Annotated in this window: 20 protein-coding genes and 1 pseudogene; 12 read left to right on the top strand and 9 right to left on the bottom strand. The window is 65.6% G+C overall.

Annotated elements, in window-relative coordinates:
• Nucleotides 1-20 precede the first annotated feature (20 nt).
• Entirely contained in the window at nt 21-1,553 is a 1,533-nt protein-coding gene (locus I6F09_RS14110) for a hypothetical protein (RefSeq protein ID WP_225188308.1), read from the top strand.
• Here I6F09_RS14110 and I6F09_RS14105 read toward each other — a convergent pair.
• The 7 genes from I6F09_RS14105 to I6F09_RS14075 form a co-directional block, all read right to left on the bottom strand.
• Nucleotides 1,518-3,224, bottom strand: coding sequence for an FAD-dependent oxidoreductase (locus I6F09_RS14105; protein ID WP_225172488.1), 1,707 nt, complete (start codon nt 3,222-3,224; stop codon nt 1,518-1,520). The two genes, I6F09_RS14110 and I6F09_RS14105, sit on opposite strands and share 36 nt — an antisense overlap.
• A gap of 67 nt (nt 3,225-3,291) precedes the next feature.
• A complete protein-coding gene (locus I6F09_RS14100) occupies nt 3,292-3,759 on the bottom strand; it encodes a MarR family transcriptional regulator (protein WP_225172487.1) in 468 nt (155 codons plus the stop codon).
• A gap of 150 nt (nt 3,760-3,909) precedes the next feature.
• Nucleotides 3,910-4,857 carry an ABC transporter substrate-binding protein gene (locus tag I6F09_RS14095; RefSeq protein WP_036023609.1) on the bottom strand — a complete coding sequence of 316 codons (948 nt, stop codon included), beginning with the start codon at nt 4,855-4,857 and terminating at the stop codon, nt 3,910-3,912.
• A gap of 100 nt (nt 4,858-4,957) precedes the next feature.
• Nucleotides 4,958-5,998, bottom strand: a complete 1,041-nt coding sequence (locus tag I6F09_RS14090; RefSeq protein WP_225128960.1) for a ribose ABC transporter permease — start codon at nt 5,996-5,998, stop codon at nt 4,958-4,960.
• Nucleotides 5,991-7,514, bottom strand: a complete 1,524-nt coding sequence (locus I6F09_RS14085) for a sugar ABC transporter ATP-binding protein (protein ID WP_057029954.1) — start codon at nt 7,512-7,514, stop codon at nt 5,991-5,993. The genes I6F09_RS14090 and I6F09_RS14085 overlap by 8 nt, the downstream gene beginning before the upstream one ends.
• Nucleotides 7,515-7,652: 138 nt before the next feature.
• Complete coding sequence (xylB, locus tag I6F09_RS14080) at nt 7,653-9,098, bottom strand: xylulokinase (RefSeq protein ID WP_225188338.1); 1,446 nt, start codon at nt 9,096-9,098, stop codon at nt 7,653-7,655.
• Nucleotides 9,099-9,109: 11 nt separating this feature from the next.
• A complete protein-coding gene (locus I6F09_RS14075; protein WP_036005170.1) occupies nt 9,110-10,033 on the bottom strand; it encodes a LysR family transcriptional regulator in 924 nt (307 codons plus the stop codon).
• A 107-nt stretch (nt 10,034-10,140) separates the two neighbouring features.
• Here I6F09_RS14075 and I6F09_RS14070 point away from each other — a divergent pair, with 107 nt between their 5' ends.
• The 11 genes and pseudogenes from I6F09_RS14070 to I6F09_RS14020 all read left to right on the top strand — a co-directional run bounded on the left by I6F09_RS14070 (nt 10,141) and on the right by I6F09_RS14020 (nt 21,005).
• Nucleotides 10,141-10,464: a Dabb family protein gene (locus I6F09_RS14070; RefSeq protein ID WP_036034831.1), complete on the top strand. Its 324-nt coding sequence runs from the start codon at nt 10,141-10,143 to the stop codon at nt 10,462-10,464.
• A complete protein-coding gene (locus I6F09_RS14065; RefSeq protein WP_225188307.1) occupies nt 10,461-11,540 on the top strand; it encodes a maleylacetate reductase in 1,080 nt (359 codons plus the stop codon). The genes I6F09_RS14070 and I6F09_RS14065 overlap by 4 nt, the downstream gene beginning before the upstream one ends.
• Before the next feature lie 4 nt (nt 11,541-11,544).
• Nucleotides 11,545-12,909 (top strand): amidohydrolase family protein, encoded by a 1,365-nt coding sequence (locus I6F09_RS14060; protein WP_225188306.1) that lies wholly within the window; start codon nt 11,545-11,547, stop codon nt 12,907-12,909.
• A gap of 20 nt (nt 12,910-12,929) precedes the next feature.
• Nucleotides 12,930-13,832, top strand: a complete 903-nt coding sequence (locus I6F09_RS14055) for an NAD(P)-dependent oxidoreductase (protein WP_225188305.1) — start codon at nt 12,930-12,932, stop codon at nt 13,830-13,832.
• Nucleotides 13,833-13,846: 14 nt separating this feature from the next.
• Complete coding sequence (locus tag I6F09_RS14050) at nt 13,847-14,731, top strand: intradiol ring-cleavage dioxygenase (protein WP_225188304.1); 885 nt, start codon at nt 13,847-13,849, stop codon at nt 14,729-14,731.
• A 50-nt stretch (nt 14,732-14,781) separates the two neighbouring features.
• Nucleotides 14,782-16,174 (top strand): annotated as a pseudogene (locus I6F09_RS14045) (FAD-linked oxidase C-terminal domain-containing protein).
• 10 nt (nt 16,175-16,184) lie between these two features.
• Nucleotides 16,185-17,708: a sugar ABC transporter ATP-binding protein gene (locus I6F09_RS14040; RefSeq protein ID WP_225188303.1), complete on the top strand. Its 1,524-nt coding sequence runs from the start codon at nt 16,185-16,187 to the stop codon at nt 17,706-17,708.
• Nucleotides 17,701-18,651, top strand: coding sequence for an ABC transporter permease (locus I6F09_RS14035; protein ID WP_225188302.1), 951 nt, complete (start codon nt 17,701-17,703; stop codon nt 18,649-18,651). Before I6F09_RS14040 ends, I6F09_RS14035 begins: the two co-directional genes overlap by 8 nt.
• Nucleotides 18,648-19,625 carry an ABC transporter permease gene (locus I6F09_RS14030; RefSeq protein ID WP_036005199.1) on the top strand — a complete coding sequence of 326 codons (978 nt, stop codon included), beginning with the start codon at nt 18,648-18,650 and terminating at the stop codon, nt 19,623-19,625. The genes I6F09_RS14035 and I6F09_RS14030 overlap by 4 nt, the downstream gene beginning before the upstream one ends.
• A gap of 41 nt (nt 19,626-19,666) precedes the next feature.
• Complete coding sequence (locus I6F09_RS14025) at nt 19,667-20,641, top strand: sugar ABC transporter substrate-binding protein (protein ID WP_036034848.1); 975 nt, start codon at nt 19,667-19,669, stop codon at nt 20,639-20,641.
• A 76-nt stretch (nt 20,642-20,717) separates the two neighbouring features.
• Complete coding sequence (locus tag I6F09_RS14020; RefSeq protein ID WP_036034851.1) at nt 20,718-21,005, top strand: YciI family protein; 288 nt, start codon at nt 20,718-20,720, stop codon at nt 21,003-21,005.
• 251 nt (nt 21,006-21,256) lie between these two features.
• Here the strand turns inward: I6F09_RS14020 and I6F09_RS14015 are convergent, their stop codons facing one another.
• Together I6F09_RS14015 and I6F09_RS14010 are read right to left on the bottom strand one after the other, a co-directional pair.
• A complete protein-coding gene (locus I6F09_RS14015) occupies nt 21,257-22,249 on the bottom strand; it encodes an oligopeptide/dipeptide ABC transporter ATP-binding protein (RefSeq protein ID WP_225188301.1) in 993 nt (330 codons plus the stop codon).
• The gene (locus I6F09_RS14010) at nt 22,246-23,235 is read right to left on the bottom strand and encodes an ABC transporter ATP-binding protein (protein ID WP_036023586.1); all 990 of its coding nucleotides are present in this window, start codon (nt 23,233-23,235) and stop codon (nt 22,246-22,248) included. Before I6F09_RS14010 ends, I6F09_RS14015 begins: the two co-directional genes overlap by 4 nt.
• Nucleotides 23,236-23,242: the final 7 nt, after the last annotated feature.

Genomic DNA, 23,242 nt, shown 5'->3' with positions numbered 1-23,242 from the left:
TCGGAACAGATTGGCTCGACATGATCATCGAGTTTCGCTGTGAACGTGACTATGCGCGGCGCTGGATGGACCGCAGGACGCTGTCGGTCGACGGCCGGGACATGCCGGTGCAAGTTGCATGGACGGCAACGGCGGAGCCGCGGCCGGCGGGTCTCGATGCGCTGTTCGAGCTCGAACGCATCGTGTTGCACAAGGGCAAGCACAGCGCCGCCGACAGGCTGACGATCAGCTCCGAACCAGCACGGGTCAGCATCGGCACCGCCGACGTAATCGTCGATTTCACGAATGCCCCGTGCGATCCGGCGAGCCCGGCCCGGCTGTATCTGCGGCCGCTGTTCAACGGCGTCGCAGGCGAAAATGCCGCGCTCGCCGCCATCCTCGCCGGCGACCTGCCCGTGATCGAGATCGTCAACGAGATCGACGGTTCGGTCCTCGACCGCGGCCATCCGTCCGGTGAGATTGCTGCGGGCCTCAGTGGTGCGCTCGAAACGATCATGGCGCGGACCCTCACCATGCTGGCGGCGATCCTGTCGGGAAGGCCGCGCATCGTGCCGCACCTGCCGCGCCCCGCTTCAACTGTCCCGCACCGCGGACCCGTTGGCTACGTGGCGCGCGGCCTTGCCGTATCGATCGCCAAGGAGATCTATCGCCTCTGCTGCTATGCCCCGCATTGGCATATCGGATGGCGCTTCAACGACGGCCCGGGCGTCTGGCAGACCGGAGACCTGTCAGGTCCAAGCTGGAACGTTCTGGGAGATCCTGGAAACCACTTCTACGCCGATCCCTTTCCCGTCACGTGGCAGGGACGGACCTTCGCCTTCTTCGAGGATCTCGATCACCGTGTCGGAAAAGGTATCATTTCCGCGATCGCGTTCAACGACGCGGGGCCGATCGGCGAGGTGATGCCGGTGCTGGAGGAGCCCTGTCACCTCTCCTATCCGTTCCTGATCGAGGACGATGGCGAGCTGTGGATGATCCCGGAGAGCTCGACCCGCGGGGACGTCGCCCTCTACAAATGCACTCGGTTTCCGGACAAATGGGAGCGATACGCAACGCTCCTTTCCGGACTCGAGCTGGCCGACGTCACGATCACGCGCCACAACGGCCTGTATTATCTGTTTGGCGCCTGGCGCGACGGAACGGGTGGCTATTCGGATTCGCTGGCGATCTATTACGCCGATCGGCTCTTGGGGCCTTGGCTTCCCCACGCCAGCAATCCCGTCTTGATCGACCGCGCCAGCACGCGGCCGGCAGGAAACTTCACGCTCGATGACAAACTGTGGCGACCGGTCCAGGATTGCACCGACGGATACGGCGCAGCGCTTGCCCTGGCGGAAGTGGTCGAGCTGTCGCCGACGGTATTCAAGCAGGTCGTCCGCCACACTCTGAAACCCGGACCGGCATGGCCGGGCAGGAAGCTGCACACCTTGAATCGCTGCGGGCGGCTCGAGCTGATCGACGGATCGCGCGTCCAGCCCAAGACCAGTCTCTTTACGAGCGCATTTCCATCGGCCGTGTCACCTGCGCGAACCAATCCCTCCACCGCCGGCTAGCAGCCGCGCGTCTTCGCGCCCGAGTACGCGGCTAAGAACGCGTGCGATCGTTCCGGCCTGCGATGCGTTGCCGCGCCAAGCCACGATCTGGTCGGGACGTATCAGGGCGAGATCCGCCTCATAGAGATCGCGCAACGATCTGGGTAGCGTGACGAGCTTTACGTCGGCCCCGATCGCGCGAATGGTGTCAGCGAATGACGCATGGGCCGACATGACGTCCCCAAACTGAAGCAAGGTCCATTCGAATCCGAACTGGTCGTATAGCGACATGCCGTCCTCCAGCCACGCATGCGGTGGGCGGCCACCGGGAGAGGCGGTGGGAACGTAGACGTTGGCAGCATCCGGCGGCGGCTCGCTACCATCGGGGACGATGATTGGGGAGCCGTCGTAGCGTCCGCCGAAGGTGACGCCGGGGATGTTGAACTCGGCACGGGCGTGCTGATTGAGATAGGCACCCGCGATTCGCCGCGCCTTGTGGCCGGCCTCCGTGGCATCCTCGATCTCCGGCGCCGGCGCGAAGAGGCCAAGCGAATCGGCGAAGCGGCGCGCATGATCGGTGTTGCGGAGCGCCACCGGACGCCGCTCGACCTCGTAACTATTGAGCAGTGCCGCCGGGCTCACGCCCTTGACGACGCTTGCGAGCTTCCAGCCGAGATTGACCGCATCCTCGATGGCGGTGTTGTAGCCGAGCCCGCCGGTCGGCGTGAACAGATGCGCCGCGTCGCCGCCGAGGAAGACCCTGCCCCGCTGCATCCCGCTTGCCACCAATGCGTGACCGGCGGTCCAGGTCAGGAAGGACAGAACTTCGCAATCGATCGGCGCACCGCAGGCGCGCTGGAACGCGGCTTTGGCCTGGTTGATCGTGATCGCAGTTTCGTCCTCGGCCGGTCGCAACTGGGTGTGGAATGCAAACTCATCGCGGCCGTTCACCGAAGCCATGAAGGCGCGGCGGTCGCCGTTGAAGCAATTGTACATCCACGCTTTCGCGTGGGGAACGCGCGCGTAGAAATCGGGCGAGCGGAGATAGACCGCCAGCATGCGGCCGCCCATGAAGTCGCGCTGCGTCCCGCTCTCGCCGCCATAGACGATCCCGAGCGATTGCCGGACCATCGAGCGCGGCCCGTCGGCCCCGACCAGGAAGTCGGCGCGGACCCGAAAGCGGCTGCCATCGTCGAGACATTCGATATTGCCGGCGATACCGTCATCACTTTCCGTGTAGCCGATCAGCCGGTGACCGTAGTTGAGCTGGATTCCGGGCAGCCGTTCGGCGTGGCGGCGCAGCACCGCCTCGACATATTTCTGCGAGACCCGATGCGGCAGCTCCGCCGCGCTCCAGGAGCCTGACATGCCCTTGATCAGCTCACCCGCCCGCGACGCTGACGGCAGCGCGAACCGCGCCAGCTCGTATCCGGTATAGCGCGTGAAATATGCGACATCGGTCGGGTAGTCCGCGGGCAGACCTTCGCGCCTGATCTCGTCGGCAAAGCCCAGCCGCCGATAATGCTCCATCGAGCGCGCCTGCGTCGCATTGGCTTGCGGGTTGAAGGCCGTGCCCGGCTTTTCGTCGACCAGGATCGCGGACACGCCGCGGCGGCCGAGCTCGTTGGCCAGCATCAGCCCGCAAGGGCCCCCGCCAACGATGAGCACCGCGGCCGTCAGACGAATTTCCAAGATGCTTCTCCCTACCAACACCAACCTGTATGGTAAGGACACCTGACTATTTCGTCAAGATGCCTGACTAATCCGGATCATCGAGCGTGTCGGATTCCGTGCCATACACCGCGAGCCCCTTCAGGATTGCATCCATCGTGGCCTTGCCGAGCTCGACGCGCATCTCCCGCTCGGCGATGTCGACGGCATCACGGAACGCATCGAGCCATTTACGTCCGGCCGGCGTGAACACGACGATGCGCGCGCGCCGGTCGGTCGGATCGGCGATGCGATCGACGAGGCCGAGCGCGGCGCATTGGTCGACCAGCTCGCCCATCGCCTGCTTGCTCATGGAGGCGCGGCGGGCGAGCTCGGTGAGCCGCGTCCCCTCCACGTCCAGATTGCGCGTGAGGCTGACATGGGCGATGCGCGTCTCGTCGTGGCCCCGCTCGGTCATCAATTCGAGCACACGGCCTTCGAAGCGCCGCACCGCGTTATTGAGCAGGCGGCCGATATTGGCATGCCGCCACGCGGTGCCTGACGTCGTGGATTTCACCGGATCTGCTTTCCGAATCGACCGAACGAGATCGTGGAAAGCTAGCACAGGCATGGCTGCGTGCTACTGGTGAGCACGCGAGGTATCGGCGGCGGGCGGCGCGATCGAACCGCCACCCGCCAGCTCTCGTGCTTCGAACGCCCCGATGCCTTACTGCGAGCGATCCGAGGTCCAGCCCTTGTACGCGGCAACGTTGTCCCTGGTCACCAGCTTGGACGGCAGCAGCTCGACGGTCGAAGCCGGCTTCTGGCCGTTGAGAATGCCGACGCCGACCTGCACGGCCCGCCGTGCCATGAAGAACGGGTCCTGCGACGCCGATGCCTGGATCTGCGGCGACTGCGGATCTTTCAGCGCGGCCTCGATATCGGGCGCGCCGTCGACGGCGGTGATGATCATGCCGGTTCGGTTCTGCTGGCGTGCCGCAAGGTCGGTGCCGATCGCCTGCGGATCGTTGATGGCGAATATGGCGTCGATCTTGGGGAAGCGGGTCAGATAGCCCTGCGCGACGGTGAGGCCGCCCTCGCGCGAGCCCTTGCCGTCCTGGTCGCTCGACAACACCTTGATGCCGGGATTCTTCGCGAACACGTTCTTGCAGCCGACCACACGGTCGATCACGGCGGAGACCTGCGGCCCGTTCTCGATGATGACGTCACCCTTGCCGCCCAATTTGTCGACGATGTACTGGCAGGAGATCTCGCCGGCCTGCACGTTGTTCGTGGTCACGGTGGCATCGGCGCCTTCGGCCGCGGTGTCGACAGCGACGACGACGATGCCTGCGGCTTGCGCCTTCTTGATGGCCGGCCCGATCGCCTTGGGATCGCCGGGATTGAGCAGGATCAGGTCGACGCCAGCGGCGATGAAATTGTCGATCTGGGTGACCTGCTTGCCGAGGTCGTATTCGAAGCCGACCGTCGTGATCTTCACGTTGGGATTGGTCTTCTTGGCCTCGAACTCGGCGCCCTTCGACAGCGCGACGAAGAACGGATTGCCCATCGATCCCAGCGAGACGCCGATCGACTTGAGCTCCTTGGCGAAGGATGGTGCGGTGGTGAGGGCAAGCGCCATGGCGGCGCCGGCGAGCATGATCGTCTTCAACATGGACTTCCTCCCTGGTCTGTCTTCGTCCCCGGCGCGGCAGACCAGTTGCCGCAACGGAATCTCGTCTCAACCATGCGCACGCCGTTGCGCGCCAGACCTTTCACGTTCTCGCGGAGCCTTGCAGCCGGTAGCGGTCCAGCGCCACGGCACCGATGATCACCAGGCCCTTGATCACATATTGCCAGATGTCGGAGACACCGATCAGGATGAGCCCGTTCGAGAGCACGGCGATGATGAGCGCACCGACCAGCGTGCCCCAGATCGAGCCGATGCCGCCGACGAACGAGGTACCGCCGAGGATCACCGCGGTGATTGCATCGAGCTCATAGGACTGGCCGAGCTGGAGTCCGTTGGCTGCGTAGAGCCGCGCCGCCTGCATGGCGCCGCCGAGCCCGGCGAAAAGTCCGGAGATGCCGTAGACGAAGATCAGGACGGCCCAGACCTTGATGCCGGCAAGCCGCGCTGCGCTCTCGTTTCCGCCCACGGCATAGATATGCACGCCGAGCACGGTCCGGCGCAGCACCAGCCAGGAGACGAGAATGACGAGCAAGGCGATTACTGAGAGCCATGGGATCGACGCGACTCCGGGAATGAGCGTCAACGAGCCGTTGCCGATGAAGGCATAGGGAATGGAGGGATTGAACACGGTGGTGTCGGCCCCGAGCAGCCGCGCCAGGCCGCGCACCGCGGTGAGCGAGCCGAGCGTGACGATGAAGGGCGGCAGGCGCAGCAGCGCAATCAGCGCGCCGTTGACGATGCCGAAGACGAGGCCGGTGAGCAGTGCGGCCGGCAGCCACAGCATTCCGAGCTCCGGCATCTTGGAGAGCGTCAAACCCGCCATCGCGGAGGCCGCCAGGATCGAGCCGACCGACAGGTCGATGCCGCCGGTGAGGATGACGAAGGTCATGCCGGCGGCGAGCACGGTGTTCACAGCGGCCTGCTGCAATACGATGCCGAGATTTTGTCCTGTGAAGAAGCGGCCTTCGGACAGCACGTTGAAGCCGATGCAGAGGATCAGCAGCACCGGCAACATGCCGAGCGCGCTGATCAGCATCCTCATCCGCTGGCGTCTTGTTTCCGCGGCAGCGCCATTGGTCGTCGTCGATGCCGGCTTTGCCTCCGCAGCACCATTGTCAGGCATCGAGATGCTCCATCCCCGTGGCAAGCCCCATGATGTCTTCCTGCGCCAGCGGCGAATTCGGACCGCGGCTGACCTCGCCGGCAATGTGCCCGGCACGCATCACGATGACGCGGTCGCAGATGCCGATGATCTCGGGCAGATCGGACGAGATGACGAGGATCGCGGTGCCGGCCTTGGCGAGATTGTCGATGATCGAATAGATTTCCGACTTGGCGCCGACATCGACGCCGCGCGTCGGCTCGTCGAGAATCAGGACCTTCGGCGCGATGGCGAGCAGCCGCGACAGCAGCACCTTCTGCTGGTTGCCCCCTGACAGGCCGCCGGCGGGAACGCCAGCATTGGCGGCGCGGATGCTGAGGCCTGCAAACGCGCGGTCGGCGCGCTCGCGTGCCTTGTCGCGGTCCAGAAACCAGCCGAGCTTCGCATCGCGGCCGAGCACGGCGAGGTTGATGTTGTCCAGACACGACATGTCGAGAAACAGGCCGAGCGCCTTCCTGTCTTCGGTCAGATAGGCAATGCCGGCCTCGAGCGCCTCGCCCGGCGTGCGGATCTCGACCGGACGCCCCTCCAGCTCGAGCCGGCCGGAGGTTTTTGGCGACGCGCCGATGATGAGATGCGCAAGCTCGGTGCGACCGGCGCCGATCAGGCCGGCGAGGCCGACCACCTCACCCGCATGCACGGTGAGAGAGCAGCCCTTGACGCGCCCGCCATCGGCCATGTCGATCGCCGCGAGCACGGGATGCCCCCGCCCCGCCTCCGGATCATGGTCCTTCTTGTAGAACGAGGAGACGTCGCGACCGACCATCAAGCGCACGATGGTGTCGGCGCGGATCTCGGGCTTGTCGAGCGAGCCGACCAGGCGGCCGTCGCGCAGCACGGTGACGCGATCGCCGAGCGCATAGACCTCGTCCATGCGATGCGAGATGTAGATGATGGCAAGGCCCTCGGCGCGAAGCTGGCGGATCAACGCGAACAGCCGCTCACTTTCGGCGGCCGACAACGAGGTGGTCGGCTCGTCCATGATGAGGATTTTCGATCTGACGTGCAGCGCACGGGCGATCTCGACCAGCTGCCGCTGCCCCATGGACAGATGCGCCACCAGCGTCGAGGGCAGGAAGTCTGCGCCCAGGCGCTTCAGGATCGGGCCGACGCCCTCGCGCATGGTGCCGCGCGCCAGCAAGCCTGACCGCGATATCTCCCGTCCCAGATAGATGTTCTCGGCAACGCTGAGATTGGGAGCGAGCGACAGCTCCTGGTAGATGATGGAGATGCCCGCCGCGCGGCCGCCGAGCGGGCCTTCGATCCGCACCGCCCTGCCCTCGATGCGGATCTCGCCGCCCGGGTCGGGCCGGTAGGCGCCGGACAGGATCTTCATCAGCGTCGACTTGCCGGCGCCGTTCTCACCCATCAGGGCGTGAATTTCGCCGGGATAGACGGTGAGATCGACGGCCCGCAGCGCCTTGATGCCGAAGAAGGTCTTCGAGACCCCGCGCATCTCGAGGATCGGATCGTTCATCGTGCCTCCCGGCGCACAATGCGTTTCCCACCCGCGTCTCGTTTCTCGGCAACGCGGTTTGGTCATTAAACAAAAGCGGGTGACGCAGGGCAATACCGAAGGCGAATATACCGAAGTATGCAAACCAGATTGGGCCAGCTAGTGGCGCGGCCGATACAGGTCGCGCCAGGCGGGAAGCCGTTCAGCGTAGGCATCGACCAGTGCAGCGTCGGGCTCGAATGTTTCGATGCGCTGCGGCTGCATGCATACGTCACCGATTGCCTCACCCGTGACAGCAAGCCGCCCCAATCTCGCCGCACCGAACGCGGCGCCGGTTTCACCTCCGGCAAAGCGATGCATCGGAATGCTCAGCACGTTCGCCAGCACCGAGAGCCAGAAGGTAGAGCGTGAACCGCCGCCAATCACGTCGGCCTCCGCAATCCCGATGCCGGCATCCGCGAGCGCATCGCGGCAATCGGCAAGCGCGAAGGCAACGCCTTCGAGCACCGCCTGCACGATCGCCGCGCGATCGGTGCCATGGCTCAGGCCATCCAGCATGCCGCGCACAACGGGATCGTCGTGCGGCGTCCGCTCACCGGCGAGATAAGGCAGGAAGCTCACGGGCGACGGCGCCGGCGGTCGTGCTCCAAGCGGCGCCAGCAGCTCGGCCTCGGCGGCGCCGAACAGGCGCGCGAGCCAGGCAAGGCAGGAAGCGGCCGAGAGGATCGCGCCGGCCTGAATCCACATCCCTGGAATGGCGTGGCAGAACGTGTGCACGACACGGTCGGGATTGGCGGCGATCCGGTCGGTCGGGACCATGAGCGCACCCGAGGTTCCCAGCGACACGAAAGCGGCTCCCGGCCGGATTGCGCCGATGCCGATGGCGCCCGCGGGATTGTCGCCGGCCCCACCCGCGATCACCGGCTGCCTGATCATCCCCCAGCGCCGCGCGAGTTCGCTGCGCAGCGTGGTTGCGGGCGCGCATCCCTCGACCAGGCGCGGCATGTGCTCGCGCGACAAGCCGCTCGCTGCCAGCGCGGCGTCCGACCAATCGCGGCGCGCAACGTCGAGCCATAGGGATCCCGAGGCATCCGAGACGTCCTCGACAGCCTCGCCCGATAGCACCAGTCGCAGATAGGCCTTTGGCAGAAGAACGAGTTTCGTCGCCGCGAAGATCTCGGGCTCGTGCGCGGCGATCCAGAGCAGTTTTGGCGCGGTGAAGCCCGGCATCGCCTTGTTGCCCGTCACCTCGCGCAAGGCGGGCCAGCGTTGCTCCAGGACACGGCACTCAGTCGCAGAGCGTCCGTCGTTCCAGAGGATGCAGGGCCGCAGCGGCCTCAAGCTTGCATCGAGCAGCGTGGCGCCATGCATCTGGCCGGACAGCCCGATGCCTGCGACCGCCGCCAACGCATCGGCATGCGACGCCTTGAGGGCATCCAGCGTGGCGAAGGTCGCATCGATCCACTGCGCCGGATCCTGCTCGGAATAGCCCGGTTGCGGCGAGACGGTCGCGAGCGACCGGCTCTCGCTTGCGATCACGCGCTGGGCATCGTCGACGAGAACCGTCTTGACCGCCGACGTGCCGAGATCGATGCCGAGATACATGCTGCTTCCGCTCACTTCGCCGCGTCGATCCAGATCCCCGGCTCTGAATGCTCCCGGATGTAGCTGACGAGGAAGTCGGAGAACACCCTGATCTTGGCGGGCAGCCTGACTCGGTTCTGATAGGCGATGTTCATGGTGAGCAACGGCAGCTGCCAATCACTCAGGACAGGCACCAGCCGGCCAGCCGCGATATCGCCCTGCACGATATAGAGCGGCTGGATCAGGATGCCGAGCCCCGCGCGCGCCGCACCACAGATGATCTGGCCGTCGTTGCTGTCGAGCGTCGGCGCGATCCGGATCGTCTGCGTCGTGCTGCCCTGGCTCAGCCGCAGCGAATAGGGATCATTGGCGAGGTTGTAGATCAGCATGTTGTGGCGGGCGAGATCGGCGGGATGCTCGGGCCGGCCGTGCTTCTCCAGATAGGACGGAGCGGCCGCGAGCACGCGGTGCATCTGACCGATGCGGCGGACGACGATGTTTGAATCCGGCTCGTGCTCGCGGGTGCGGATCGCAACGTCAATGCCGGCTTCGATGAAGTCGAGGTAGCGGTTCGCGCTGATGATCTGCACGCTGAGATCGGGATAGAGCGCGCGGAAGGCGGGCAGCATCGGCGCGAGGTAGATCATCGCAAAGGACAGCGAGCTCGTCACGCGCAGCATGCCCTTCGGCGACAGCGCGCGGTCGGAGACGGCGTCCTCGGCTTCGGCGAGCTCGTTCAGAAGCGTGCTGCACCGCTGCAGCAGTTCCTGTCCCGCTTCGGTCAGCCATTGCCGGCGCGTGTTGCGCTCGATCAGCCGGACCGCAAGCCGCTCCTCCAGCGCGCTGAGATGGCGGCTCGCAGCGGCGTTCGACATCCGCAGGATTTCGGCGGCCTTGGAAAGGCTGCCGAGCTCAGCGGTTTTGGAGAAGACCTCGAGTTGAAGCAGCCGGTCCATTTTTGCATAAACAGGAAAAGAGACTTACAAATTTTGACCTTTATTTCCGTTTTCTGCAAGGCAAAATGGCGCCAACAAAGCACCATTGCAGGCGAGGAAATCAGGAAATGTCGGGCCCGATCAGGCACATCGTGATGTGGCGACTGCGCGGGGAGACGCCCGCGGAGCGCTCCGCCGCCCGGCTCAAGGTCAAGACCCTGTTCGAGGGCCTCAAAGGCCGGATCGACGGCCTCACGCATATCGAAGTCGGCATGGACGTCAGCGCGGTCGATTACGCCTGCGACGTGGTGCTGTTCTCCGAATTCACCGACCAGGCGGCGCTCGCCGCCTATGCCAACCACCCGGAGCATCTGCGCGTGCGCGAGGCGCTGGGCGACTTGCGGATCGGGCGCTTCCAGGTCGATTATCCCATCAAAGAGACCGGCGCATGATCGGTTCGTTCACCTTCGAAAACCTGCCCTGCCGCGTCGTGTTCGGCAGCGGCACGCTTGCCTCAGCCAAGGCCGAGGTCGAGCGGCTCGGCGGCAAGCGTGCGCTGGTGCTGACGACGCCGCAGCAGGAGGCACAAGGCAAGAGCTTGGGAGCCGCGCTCGGCCCGCTCTATGCCGGCATCTTTTCCGGCGCCACCATGCACACGCCGGTCGAGGTCACGGAACGCGCGCTCGCGGCAATGAAGGCATGCGAAGCCGATTGCGTCGTTTCGCTCGGCGGCGGCTCGACCACCGGGCTCGGCAAGGCTTTGGCCTTGCGCGCCGGTGTAAACCAGCTCTGCATTCCCACCACCTATGCCGGATCGGAGATGACGCCGATCGTCGGCCAGACCGAGAACGGGCTGAAGACCACGGTGCGCGATGCAGCCGTGCTGCCGGAGACCGTGATCTACGACGTCGACCTGACGCTGACGCTGCCGGCGAGCCTCGCCGCAACCTCCGGCATCAACGCGATCGCCCATGCCGTCGAGGCGCTTTACGCGCGCGACGCCAACCCTGTCACCTCGCTGATGGCCGAAGAAGGCATCCGCGCGCTGGCGCGCGCCCTGCCCGCCATTGTCGCCAGGAACGACGATCGGGAGGCCCGCACTGAGGCGCTCTATGGCGCCTGGCTGTGCGGTGTCTGCCTCGGCACTGTCGGCATGGCGCTGCATCACAAGCTCTGTCACACGCTCGGCGGCACTTTCGACCTGCCGCACGCCGAAACGCACACCATCGTGCTGCCGCATGCGCTGGCCTACAACGCGCCGGCCGTGCCCGACGCGATGGTGCGGATCGCGCGCGCGATCGGGGCAGCCGATGCAGCTCGGGGGCTTTTCGAACTTGCGAAGCGGCTGGGTGCGAAGGTCGCGCTACGCGATGTCGGCATGCCCGAGGGCGGCATCGACAAGGCGGCTGACCTCGCAGTCACGAATGCCTACTGGAATCCGCGCCCGCTCGAGCGTGGCGCCATTCGCGAGTTGATCGCGCGCGCCTGGACCGGCGAGCCACCCGGCGCCATCAAAGCGGCAGCTTGAAGCGATGCGGCGCACCCTGATCAGATCCGCCACCGTCATCAGCATGGATGACGCGATCGGCGATCTCTCGACCGGCGATGTGCTGGTCGAGGGCAGCCGGATCGCCGAGGTGCGCCCGTCGATCGACGCTGCGGCCGACACGGCGGTCGTCGACGGCACGGGCCGCATCGTCATTCCCGGCCTGATCAACGCACATATGCACACTTGGCAGACCGGCTTGCGCGGCTTTGCCGCGAACTGGACGCTGCTGGAATATTTCCGCCGCATGCATGCGGGCCTCGCCACCGTGTTCCGGCCCGACGATATCTACATCGCAACCCTCGTCGGCGCGCTGAACCAGATCAATCACGGCGTCACCACGCTGGTCGATTGGTGCCACAACAACCCGACGTCGGACCATACCGACGCCGCCTTGCGCGGCCTGATCGAAAGCGGCATCCGCGCCGCGTTCTTCCACGGCTCGCCCAAGCCCGAGCCGAAGCCGGGCGAGCCGCATTTCTCGGAAGTGCCGCATCCGCGCCGCGAGGTCGAGCGGCTGCTGGCGGGCCCCCTCGCCGACCGCGACGGCCTCGTCACGCTCGGGCTCGCCATTCTCGGCCCGCATTACTCGACGCTCGACGTCGCCATGCACGATTTCCGCCTGGCGCGGGAGCTGAACCTGATCGCCTCGATGCATCAGGGCGGCGGTCCGGCCAAGACGCCCGACGGCTGGGAGAAGCTGCTCGAGGCCGGCCTCGTCGGCCCCGGCATCAACATCGTCCACGGCAACGATCTGCCCGATGATCTGCTCGATCGTCTCGTCGATCTCGGCGTATCGTTCTCGGTGACGCCCGAGAACGAGATGATCCAGGGCCATGGCTTTCCGATCACCGGCCGCCTCCTGAAGCGCGGCGTGCGGCCGACGGTCGGGATTGATCTCGAATCCGTGCTGGCCGGCGATCTCCTCTCCGTCGCGCGCGTTGCGCTCTCGATGCAGCGGGCGCTCGACAATGCGGAATCGCGCAAGGCGAGTGGTGCCATTCCGGCGACGACCACGATTCCCGTGCGCGAAGCGCTGCGCTGGGTCACGACGGAAGGCGCCCGCATGCTCGGCCGCGGGCACCAGATCGGCTCGCTGACGCCTGGCAAGCTCGCCGACCTCGTCATCATCAACGCCTCCGATCTCAATCTTCATCCGGTGCATGACCCGATCGCAACTGTCGTGATGCAGACGAGCCTCGCCAACATCGAGGCCGTCATGATCGGCGGCGCCTGGAAGAAGCGCAACGGCTGGCTGCTGGTTGACGGGCTGGAGACGAAGAAGGAGTTGCTGGCGCAATCCGGCCGGCGGCTGGTGCAGGATATTGAACGACAGGGACGCGCCGCCTGAGGCGCCAATGGACAAGAACAATGACTGACGCTCTGAAAACAGTTGGTTTCATCGGGATCGGCAAGATGGGCCTGCCGATGTCGGTGCTCGTCGCCAAGGCGGGCTTTGCCGTTACCGCGTTCGACCAGAGCGCGGCGCGCATCGACGAGGCGCGCGCGCAGGGCATTGCGATTGCCGCCTCGCCGGCCGAGGCCGTGAGCGGCAAGGCCGCAGTGATCACGTCTCTGCCCGACGACGCTGCTTTGCGCGGCGCATTGCTCGGCTCCGCCGGCCTGATCGCCGCGATGGCGCCCGGTGCCGTCTTGATCGAAACCAGCACCGTGAGTGTCGAAGCCTCGGCTGAGGTTGCAGCCGCCGCGCTGGCACGCGGCATTTCCTATCTGCGCTCGCCGGTCTCCGGCAATGCCAGCATCGTTCACACCGGCGCGCTGAGCTGCTTCGTGTCGGGGCCGAAAGACGCCTTTGAGAGCGCAAAGCCGCTGTTCACCGCATTCACCCGCGCCCAGACCTATCTCGGCCCGGCCGAGGAAGCGCGCTACGCAAAACTCTCGGTCAACCTGATGATCGCGGTGTCTGCGGCGATGATGGCCGAGAGCCTGGCGCTGGCGCGCAAGGGCGGCATCGCCTGGCAGGACATCCTAAAAGTGCTCGACGACAGCGCGGTCGCCTCTCCCATGGTGAAGTACAAGACCGCGCCGCTGCGGACTCGCGACTTCGAGTCCACCTTCTCCTGCAGGCAGATGGCCAAGGATCTCGACCTGATCCTGGGCGCCGGCCACGCCGTCGGCGTGCCGCTGCAGCTCGCCGCGCAAGTGCGCGAGACCTATGGCGCGCTGGTCGCGCAGGGCGACGGCGATACCGACTTCATCGCGACCGTCAAGCATCTCGAACGGCTGTCCGGCCTCGGCGAACCAAAACCCTGATCGCGGAGATACACATGCGTAACTTCAACGAAAACACGATCACGGACGCCGTTCTGGAGCGGATCGCGGGCGCGACCGATCCACGCATCAAGCAGGTGAGCGAAGCGCTGGTGCGGCACTTGCACGCCTTCGTCCGCGAGGTGCGGCCCACCCAGAAGGAGTGGGAGTTCGGCATCGATTTCCTGACCCGCACCGGGCACATGTGCAACGACAAGCGCCAGGAATTCATCTTGCTGTCGGACACGCTTGGCGTCTCCATGCTGGTCGATGCCATCAACCATCCGGTGCCCGAAGGCGCGACCGAGACCACGGTGCTCGGGCCGTTCTTCGTCCAGGCTGCGCCGGAGAAGGACAGCGGCGCTGACATCTCCGGGCCGATGGATGGCGATCCGATGCTGGTCACCGGCTCGGTCGCGACCGTGGACGGGAAGCCGCTCGTGGGCGCGGTGGTCGACGTCTGGCACTCCGACGACGACGGCTATTACGACGTGCAGCAGCTCGACAAGATCGGCGATCTCGCGATGCGCGCCCGCTTCCATACCGACGCCAACGGCCGCTTCCATTTCTGGTCGATCAAGCCGGCCGCCTACCCGATTCCGCATGATGGACCGGTCGGCGAGATGCTCGAGGTGCAGGGACGCCATCCCTGGCGCCCGGCGCACGTGCACTTCATGATCTCAGCGCCCGGTTTCGAGCAGCTGGTGACGCACGTCTTCGTTGCCGGCGACCAATATCTCGACAGCGACGTGGTGTTCGGCGTCAAGGACAGCCTGATCCGGGAGTTCGTCCGTCATCCCGCCGGCCGTGCGCCGGATGGTCGCATGGTGGAGCGCGACTATTTTCATCTCAACTATGATTTCGGCCTGAAGCAGGTCGCAAGCAACGCAAGAGCCGCTTAAGCTCAACAACGGACCAACAAGAGTCCGTAAAACAGGGACGGGAGCTGAGGATGGGACCGCGGATCAGCACGGGCGTTTTGGCCGAGCGCCTCACCGGCATGATCGGTCCGCGCGCGAGCGTTGCGCGCGGCGTGCTCGATCAGCACGGGCAGAGCGAGTCGCACTATCAGAGCCTGCCGCCCGACATCGTGGTCTTCCCCGAGACCACGCAGGAGGTCGCCGAAATCGTCAAGCTCTGCGCCGGCGTCGGCATGCCGATCGTCCCGTTCGGCGCCGGCACCTCGCTCGAAGGCAATGCGGCCGCGGTCGCGGGGGGCGTCTGCTTCGACTTCGCGCGGATGAACAAGGTACTGACGTTGCACGACAGCGACATGGACGTCGTGGTGCAGCCTGGCATCACCCGCAAGCAGCTCAATGCGGAGCTGCGCAATACCGGCCTGTTCTTCCCGATCGATCCCGGCGCCGACGCATCGATCGGCGGCATGACCTCGACACGCGCTTCCGGCACCATGGCGGTGCGCTACGGCACCATGAAAGACAACGTCATGGCGCTCGAGGTGGTGCTGGCCGATGGCCGCGTGATCCGCACCGCCCGGCGGGCGCGCAAATCGGCCGCCGGCTATGACCTCACGCGCATGTTCGTCGGCGCGGAGGGCACCCTCGGCGTCATCACGGAGATCACGCTGAAGGTACATCCCGTGCCGCAGGCGATCTCGGCGGCAGTCTGCAGCTTCGACACCCTGCACGATGCGGTGGACACCGCGATCTCCGTGATCCAGTCCGCGATCCCCGTGGCCCGCATCGAGCTGCTCGACGATGTCATGATGCGCGGCATCAATGCCTACGCCAAGCTCGGCTATCGCGAGGCCCCCACGCTGTTCTTCGAATTCCACGGCTCCGAAACCTCCGTCGCCGAGCAGGCCGAAGCCGCGCAGGCGATCGCGGCCGAGCATGGCGGCCATGGCTTTGCCTGGGCCAAGGCGCAGGAAGACCGCAGCCGGCTCTGGCATGCCCGCGACAACACCCTGTACGCCGGCCTTGGCTTGCGGCCCGGAGCGCGCGCTGTGATCACCGACGTCTGCGTGCCGATCTCGCGTCTGGCGGAATGCCTGACGGAGACGCGTCGCGACGGTGACGAGCACGGCTTTACCGCGCCGATCGTCGGCCATGGGCGACGGCAATTTCCACATGCTGATCCTGATCGACCCGACACGACCGGAGGAGGTCGAGGGCGCCAAGGCGCTGCAGGCCCGCATGGTCGCGCGTGCCATCGCCATGGACGGCACCTGCACCGGCGAGCACGGCATCGGGCTCGGCAAGATCGACTATCTGACCGACGAGCTCGGCGAGGCCGTGGACGTGATGCGATCGATCAAGGCGGCGCTCGATCCCGACGGATTGATGAACCCCGGAAAGATCTTTGCTGGCAGAGCCAAAACATGAGCAACAAGCCATGAGCGACGCGCTCCCCATCGAGGTCACCTCGCCCACGCCGCTGCTGGAACTGCGCGGCATCAGCAAGGAGTTTCCGGGCGTCAAGGCGCTGGACGACGTGTCCTTTGCCGTCTACCCCGGCGAAGTCCATATGCTGCTGGGCGAGAACGGCGCCGGCAAGTCGAGCCTGATGAAAGTGCTGTGCGGCGCCTATCGCGCTGACGCCGGCGAATTCTATTACAACGGCGAACGCGTCGCGATCTCCTCGACTGCCGATGCGCAGAAGCTCGGCATCGCCGTGATCTTCCAGGAATTCTCGCTGGTCCCCCATCTCGACATCGCCCAGAACATCTTCTTGGGACGCGAGCCGAAGGGCCGCATTCCCGGCACCATCGACCGCCGCAGGATATTGGCCGACGCAAGGCGCGTGCTCGACACGATCGGCTTCGACATCGATCCCGCCACCATTGTCGACAAGCTCGGCGTCGCCCAGCAGCAGATGGTCGAGATCGCCAAGGCGATCAGCCAGAACGCCCGCATCCTCGTCATGGACGAGCCGACCGCGGCACTGTCCGACCGCGAGACCGAGCTCCTGTTCGCGCTAATCGCGCGGCTGAAGGCGGACGGCGTGTCCATCGTCTATATCTCGCACCGCATGGCCGAGGTGTTCACGCTCGGCGATCGCATCACCGTGCTGCGCGACGGCCGCCGCATCGACGGCGTCCGGCCCGCCGACGTCACGCCGGACCAGCTGGTGCGCATGATGGTCGGCCGCAACATCGACATGACCTATCCGCGCCATTTCGTCGACAAGCCCGGCGAAGTGTTGCTCGAGGTCAAGGGCCTGAGCGCGCCCACCGGCATCTCCGACATCAACATCGAGGTACGCCGGGGCGAGATCGTCGGGCTATGCGGCCTGGTCGGCTCCGGCCGCAGCGAGGTCGCCCGCGCCATCTTCGGCGCAGATCCCGTGACCTCGGGCGAGATCATCTTCGACGGCAAGAGCATTTCCGGCGAGCCGGATCTCGCCGCCCGCCGCGGCATCGCGCTGATCCCGGAGAGCCGCAAGAGCGAAGGCCTCGCGCTGCTGCGATCCGTCAGCGACAATCTGGTGGTGTCGGCGCTGAAAAAGCTGTTTCCGAGCGGGCTATTCGACCAACGCTCGGCCCAGCGTACCGCTGACGGCCTGATCCGGCAGCTCCGCATCGCGACACCAAGCGCACGCCAGACCGTCGGCCTGCTCTCGGGCGGCAACCAGCAGAAGGTCGTGATCGGCAAATGGCTCGCCGCCGGCTCAAAACTCTTCATCTTCGATGAGCCGACGCGAGGCATAGACATCGGCGCCAAGTCGGAGATCTTCGCGCTGATCGACCGCCTGGTCGCGGACGGCGCGGCGGCGCTGATGATCTCGTCCGAACAGGTCGAGATCTGCCATGTCTGCGACCGCGCCTATGTGATGCGCGAGGGGCGCATCGCGGGACATTTGTCACGCAACGAATTGACCGAGGAGAACATCGTGCGATTGGGGATGCATCATGCGTGAGGTCGCGGTCGTCGCTCAACCCAATCCGCTGCAGCGCATTCCCGGCGTTGCCATGGTGCTGGTGCTGCTGATCGTGCTGTTCAGCGTGATCGCGCCCGGCTTCCTGTCGGTCGCCAACCTCTCCAACGTGCTGGTGCAATCGACCATCCTGACCATGCTCGCGCTGCCGATGACCCTGATCATCATGACGGAGGGGCTGGACCTGTCGATGGGCGCGGTGCTGACGCTGACTTCGCTGTGCGTCGCGATCGTGTCGCTTGCGACCAAGTCGATGCTGCTCGGCCTCGGCGCCGGCCTTCTGGTCGGCACGGCCTTTGGCCTCGCCAACGGCTGGCTGGTCGCCATTCTCGGCATACCTCCCTTCGTCGCGACGCTCGGCACGCTCGGCATGGCGCAAGGCCTGTCGCTGATCGTCAGCGACGGCCAGAGCGTGGTCGGCATTCCCCACAGCGTGCGCGACATCTATTCGGCGACGCTAGCAGGCATTCCCGTGCCGATCGTGATGGCCCTGGTGACCTATGCGGCCTTTCACGGCCTGCTCTATCACACCCGCTTCGGCACCTACATCTTCGCCCTCGGCGGCAACCGCGAGGCGCTGCGCTATGCCGGGCTATCCCCCAACAGGCTGCTGATCGCGGTCTACGCGATCGGCGGCGCCATGGCCGGAATCGCAGGCCTGTTGATGACCGCACGCATGAACTCCGGCCATCCCACCGCCGGCCTCGGCCTGGAATTCGATGCCATCGCGGCCGTCGCCGTCGGCGGCACCTCGTTCGAGCGCGGGAATGGTTGGCTACTCGGTACGCTGCTCGGAGTCCTTTCCGTCGGCGTGTTGCGCAACGGGCTGAACCTGATCTCGCTCCCCTCCTCGGTGCAGGTCGCCAGCGTCGGCGTGCTCGTCATCGTTGCCCTGTTCCTCGACGGCCTCAGGAGCCGCACATGACCGACATCACCAAGGGCGCCATGGCGCCGCCCCGCTCCTTCCTGTCGCAGGACGCGGTCCAGCTATTCTATCGCCTGCTCGCGGCTTTCCTGATCTGCGCGGTGCTGGCCGTGCTCAGCGATTCCTTCCTGAGCCTCGGCAACATCCTCAACGTGCTGAGGCAGGCAAGCTTGACCTTCTTCATCGCCTCCGGCCTGACGCTGGTGGTGCTGACCGCAGGCCTCGATCTCTCCGTCGGCGCCAATGTCGCGCTGTCCGCCTGCCTCGCCGGTACCGTGATCCACACGACCGGTTCGCCTGCGCTCGGCATCCTCACCGGACTTGCCTGCGGCGGGCTCGTCGGCCTGATCAACGGCGTCATGGTCACGGCGCTCCGCATCCCCTCCTTCATCGCCACCTACGGCATGCTCTGGGTGCTGAACGGCCTCACCTATTGGTACATGGCGGGCGAGACCCTGCACGGCTTCCCGGCCGGCTTCCGCCAGATCGGCAGCGGCTATCTGTTCGGCCTGCCCATTCCGGTCTACCTGCTCCTGGTGTTCCTCGGCATCGGGACGTTCTTCGCGCAGCGCACGGTCTGGGGCCAGGAGATCTACGCGATCGGCGCCAATCCTGTCGCCGCACGACTATCAGGCATTCCCGTCGCGCGCCGCCTGCTGCTGGTCTACGCGGTCTCAGGCACCATGGCGGGACTTGCCTCGATCATCTTCCTGTCGCGGCTCAATTCGGCCGAGGCCGATATCGGCGAGAGCCTGACGCTGCCGGCGATCGCGGCCGTTCTGATCGGGGGGACCTCGCTGTTCGGCGGCGTCGGCACCGTGTTCGGCACCTTCATCGGCGCGCTGATCCTGACCCTGGTGCTGAACGGCATGAACCTGCTCGCGGTCAGCGCCAATTGGCAGCCGCTCGTCACCGGCGTCATCGTCATTCTCGCGGTCTGGCTCGACATGAAGACCCGCCGTCGCGCGCAATGAGTTCTAGCAATCCAACAAGCAAAATGAGGGATGGAGGCAACATGCAACGTAAACTGGGCTATATGGCGCTGCCGCTGCTGATGGCGACTGCGCTCACCACTGCGGCGCGTGCCGACGGCGAGACCATCGCCGTCTTCACCAAGAACCAGACCAATCCGTTCTTCCAGACGGTGCGGGTCGGCGCCGACAACATGGCGAAGGTGCTGAACGCGAAGACGCTGCAGTACATCCCGACCAAGCCGGACTCGATCCCCGAGCAGCTCAGCCAGATCGAGGACGTCGTGGTGAAGAAGCCGAGCGCGATCGTGTTCACGCCGGTCGACTACAAGGCGATGGTACCGGGCGTCGAGAAGATCAACGAAGCCAAGATCCCGGTCGTCAACATCACCGACCGTTCTGCCGGCGGCAAGTTCCTGTCCTTCGTCGGCGCCGACGATTACAGCCTTGGGCTGGAGACCGCGCGCTTCCTGCTGAAGACGCTCGGCGGCAAGGGCAACATCGTCATCATCGAAGGCGTCAAGGGCTCGCTGACCAATGTCGACCGCGTCCGCGGCTTCAACGACGCGCTGAAGGAAGCCCCCGGCGCCAAGCTTTTGGCCTCGCAGCCCGGCAACTACCAGCGGCTCCAGGCGCTCCAGGTGATGGAGAACTTGATGCAGTCCAATTCGCAGATCGACGGCGTGTTAGCCGCCAACGATGCCATGGCGGTCGGCGCGATCGAGGCGCTCGACGGTGCCAACCGCAAGGCGCAGGTGATCGGCATCAACGGCACCAAGGAGGCGATCGACGCGATCAAGTCCGGCAAGCTGCTGGCGAGCGGCGACTACAACGGCTTTGCGCAAGGCTGCCTCGGCACCATGATGGCGATCCGCTCCTTGCGGGGCCAGCCTGTCATCAGCGAGATCGTGCTGAAGCCGACAGTGATCACCAAGGACAATTACGGGCCGTTCGACGTGCCGCTGGAGCAGCGGACCTGCCCCACCTTCGAGGACGCCGGCAAGCTCAGCGCGAAGTAGGCCATCCCCCCACATCAAGACCGGACGGCCGCAGCCCGCGGCCGTCCCAAGAATGAAGCCAAGAAACGGAGACAGCATGCTGTTCGCCATTCACGCCCTCGACCGCACCGGCGCGTTGCCGACCAGGCTCGCCAATTACGATGCCCACAAGGCTTTCCTCAGCGACACCTCGCGCTTCGGCGTCAAGATCGTGATGTCCGGTCCGCTCGTCTCCGACGACGGCCAGACCATGATCGGCAGCCTGTTCCTGATCGAGGCCCCCGGCCGCGCCGAGGTCGAAGCCTTCAACCGTGCAGATCCGTTTGCCGCGGCCGACATCTGGGACAAGGTCACGATCACCGGCTTCCTGCGCCGGCAGGGTTGAGGTCCGCCGCCACAAAAGTGCGAAAACAACCCCATGCACAGTAGAACGGGGCTTGTTCTTGCTGACGAATTTCAGATGCACCGCGCGGCCTCGCATTCGAGGCCAATGCCGACCCAGATCGGCGGTGGATTTTGACTCGTCGGGCAAAACAGGGACATAATGCAATCATCACCCGATGTCAGTCCGGTCCTCCGTCCAGGCACCGCCACGCGTCGGCGTGAGTGTGCGACGCGCACTGGCGTCAGGTCCCTTCAGCTGCTCATTGCCGGCGCGGCCTCTTCGAGATGGCAGGCCACCCACTGCTCGGCTCCGGTCGCGCGCAGCGTCGGCTCCTCCGTCCGGCAGCGATCGAACACGAACGGACAACGGGTGTGAAAGCGGCATCCCTTCGGCGGATTGATCGGGCTCGGCACGTCGCCCTTGAGGATGATGGGATTGCGCTGGGCTCCGGGCTCCGGCAGCGGCACGGCCGAAAGCAGCGCCTTGGTGTAGGGATGCCTTGGCGCGGCAAAGATCTCGCGGCGCGGAGCCACCTCGACGATCTTGCCGAGATACATCACGGCGACGCGGTGGGTCATGTGCTCGACGATGGCGAGATCGTGGCTGATGAAGAGCAGCGCGAGGCCGAACTCGCGCTGCAGATCCTGCAAGAGATTGACGATCTGCGCCTTAACCGAGACATCGAGCGCGGAGACCGCCTCGTCGCAGACGATCAGCTCGGGCTCGGCCGCAAGCGCCCGCGCGATGCCGATGCGCTGACGCTGGCCGCCGGAGAATTCGTGCGGCCTGCGGTTCAGCGCCTCGCGCGGCAGGCGCACCGTGTCCATCAGCGATGTGACACGGACCTCGAGATCCTCTGCGGATTTGGCGAGGCCGAAATTGCGGATCGGCTCGGCGAGAATGTCGCGCACGCGCATGCGCGGATTGAGGCTCGAGAACGGATCCTGGAACACGACCTGCACGCGGCGGCGCATCTGGCGCATCGTGCCCGGTGCGGCGTCGTCGATCCTCTGGCCGTCGAGGATGACCTGGCCCGAGGTGATCTCGAACAGTCGCAGGATGGCGCGGCCGACCGTCGATTTTCCGCAGCCGGACTCGCCGACCAGGGACAGCGTCTCGCCGCGCGCGATCTCGAACGACACGCCGTCCACCGCGTAGACGAATTCGGTTTGCCGTCCGAAGAGGCCCTTGTTGATCGGAAAGTGCTTCTTGAGGTCGTTGACCTGGAGCAGCGGAACACTCATGCCGCGATCGCTCCCTTGGCGGCGTAATGGCACGCAGCGATGTGGCGGGGGCCCTTCTCCTCCAGCCCCGGCGCATATTGGCGGCAGAGATCGGTCGCGAGCGCACAGCGCCCGGCAAAGACGCAGCCCGTGATCGGCTTGCGCAGATCAGGCACCTGCCCGGGAATCTCGGCGAGCCGCGTCGCGGTGCCCGCAAGCGAAGAGCCGAGCTTCGGCACCGCACCCAACAAGCCTTGCGTATAGGGATGGCGCGGGGAACGGAACAACTCGGCCACCGGCGCCTCCTCGACCTTGCGGCCGGCATACATCACCATGACACGCTCGGCGATCTCGGCGACGACGCCGAGATCGTGGGTGATCAGGATGATGGCCGCTCCGACCCGGCGCTTCAGGTCCAGCATCAGCTTGAGGATCTGCGCCTGGATCGTCACGTCGAGCGCGGTGGTCGGCTCGTCCGCAATGAGAAGCTTGGGATTGCAGGCCAGCGCGACCGCGATCATCACGCGCTGGCGCATGCCGCCTGACAGCTGGTGCGGATATTCGCCGACGCGCCGTTTCGGCTCGGGAATGCCGACCAGTGTCAGCATCTCGACCGCGTGCGCCTCCGCCGCCTGCTTGTCGAGGCCCTGATGGATCATCAAGGTCTCGCGGATCTGGCGGCCGACGGTGAGCACCGGGTTCAGGCTCGTCATCGGTTCCTGAAAGATCATCGAGATGTCGTTGCCGCGGATCGCGCGCATCTCGCGATCGGACAGTTTCAGCAGATCCCTGCCCGCGAAGCGGATGCTGCCTGCGATCCGGCCCGGCGGCTCCGGAATCAGCCGCATCAAGGACATCGACGTCACCGACTTGCCGCAACCGGACTCGCCGACGATGGCGAGCGTCTCACCCTCATTGACATGGAAGGAGACCCCGTCGACCGCGCGGTTGATGCCGCCGGGCGTGCGGAAATGGGTCTGGAGGTTCTCGACTTCGAGCAAAGCCATCGCAATC

Origin of the sequence: Bradyrhizobium sp. IC3195 (assembly GCF_020193585.1) — a bacterium.
Taxonomy (GTDB): Bacteria; Pseudomonadota; Alphaproteobacteria; order Rhizobiales; family Xanthobacteraceae; genus Bradyrhizobium; species Bradyrhizobium yuanmingense.
This window is presented reverse-complemented; position numbering and strand designations above follow the sequence as displayed.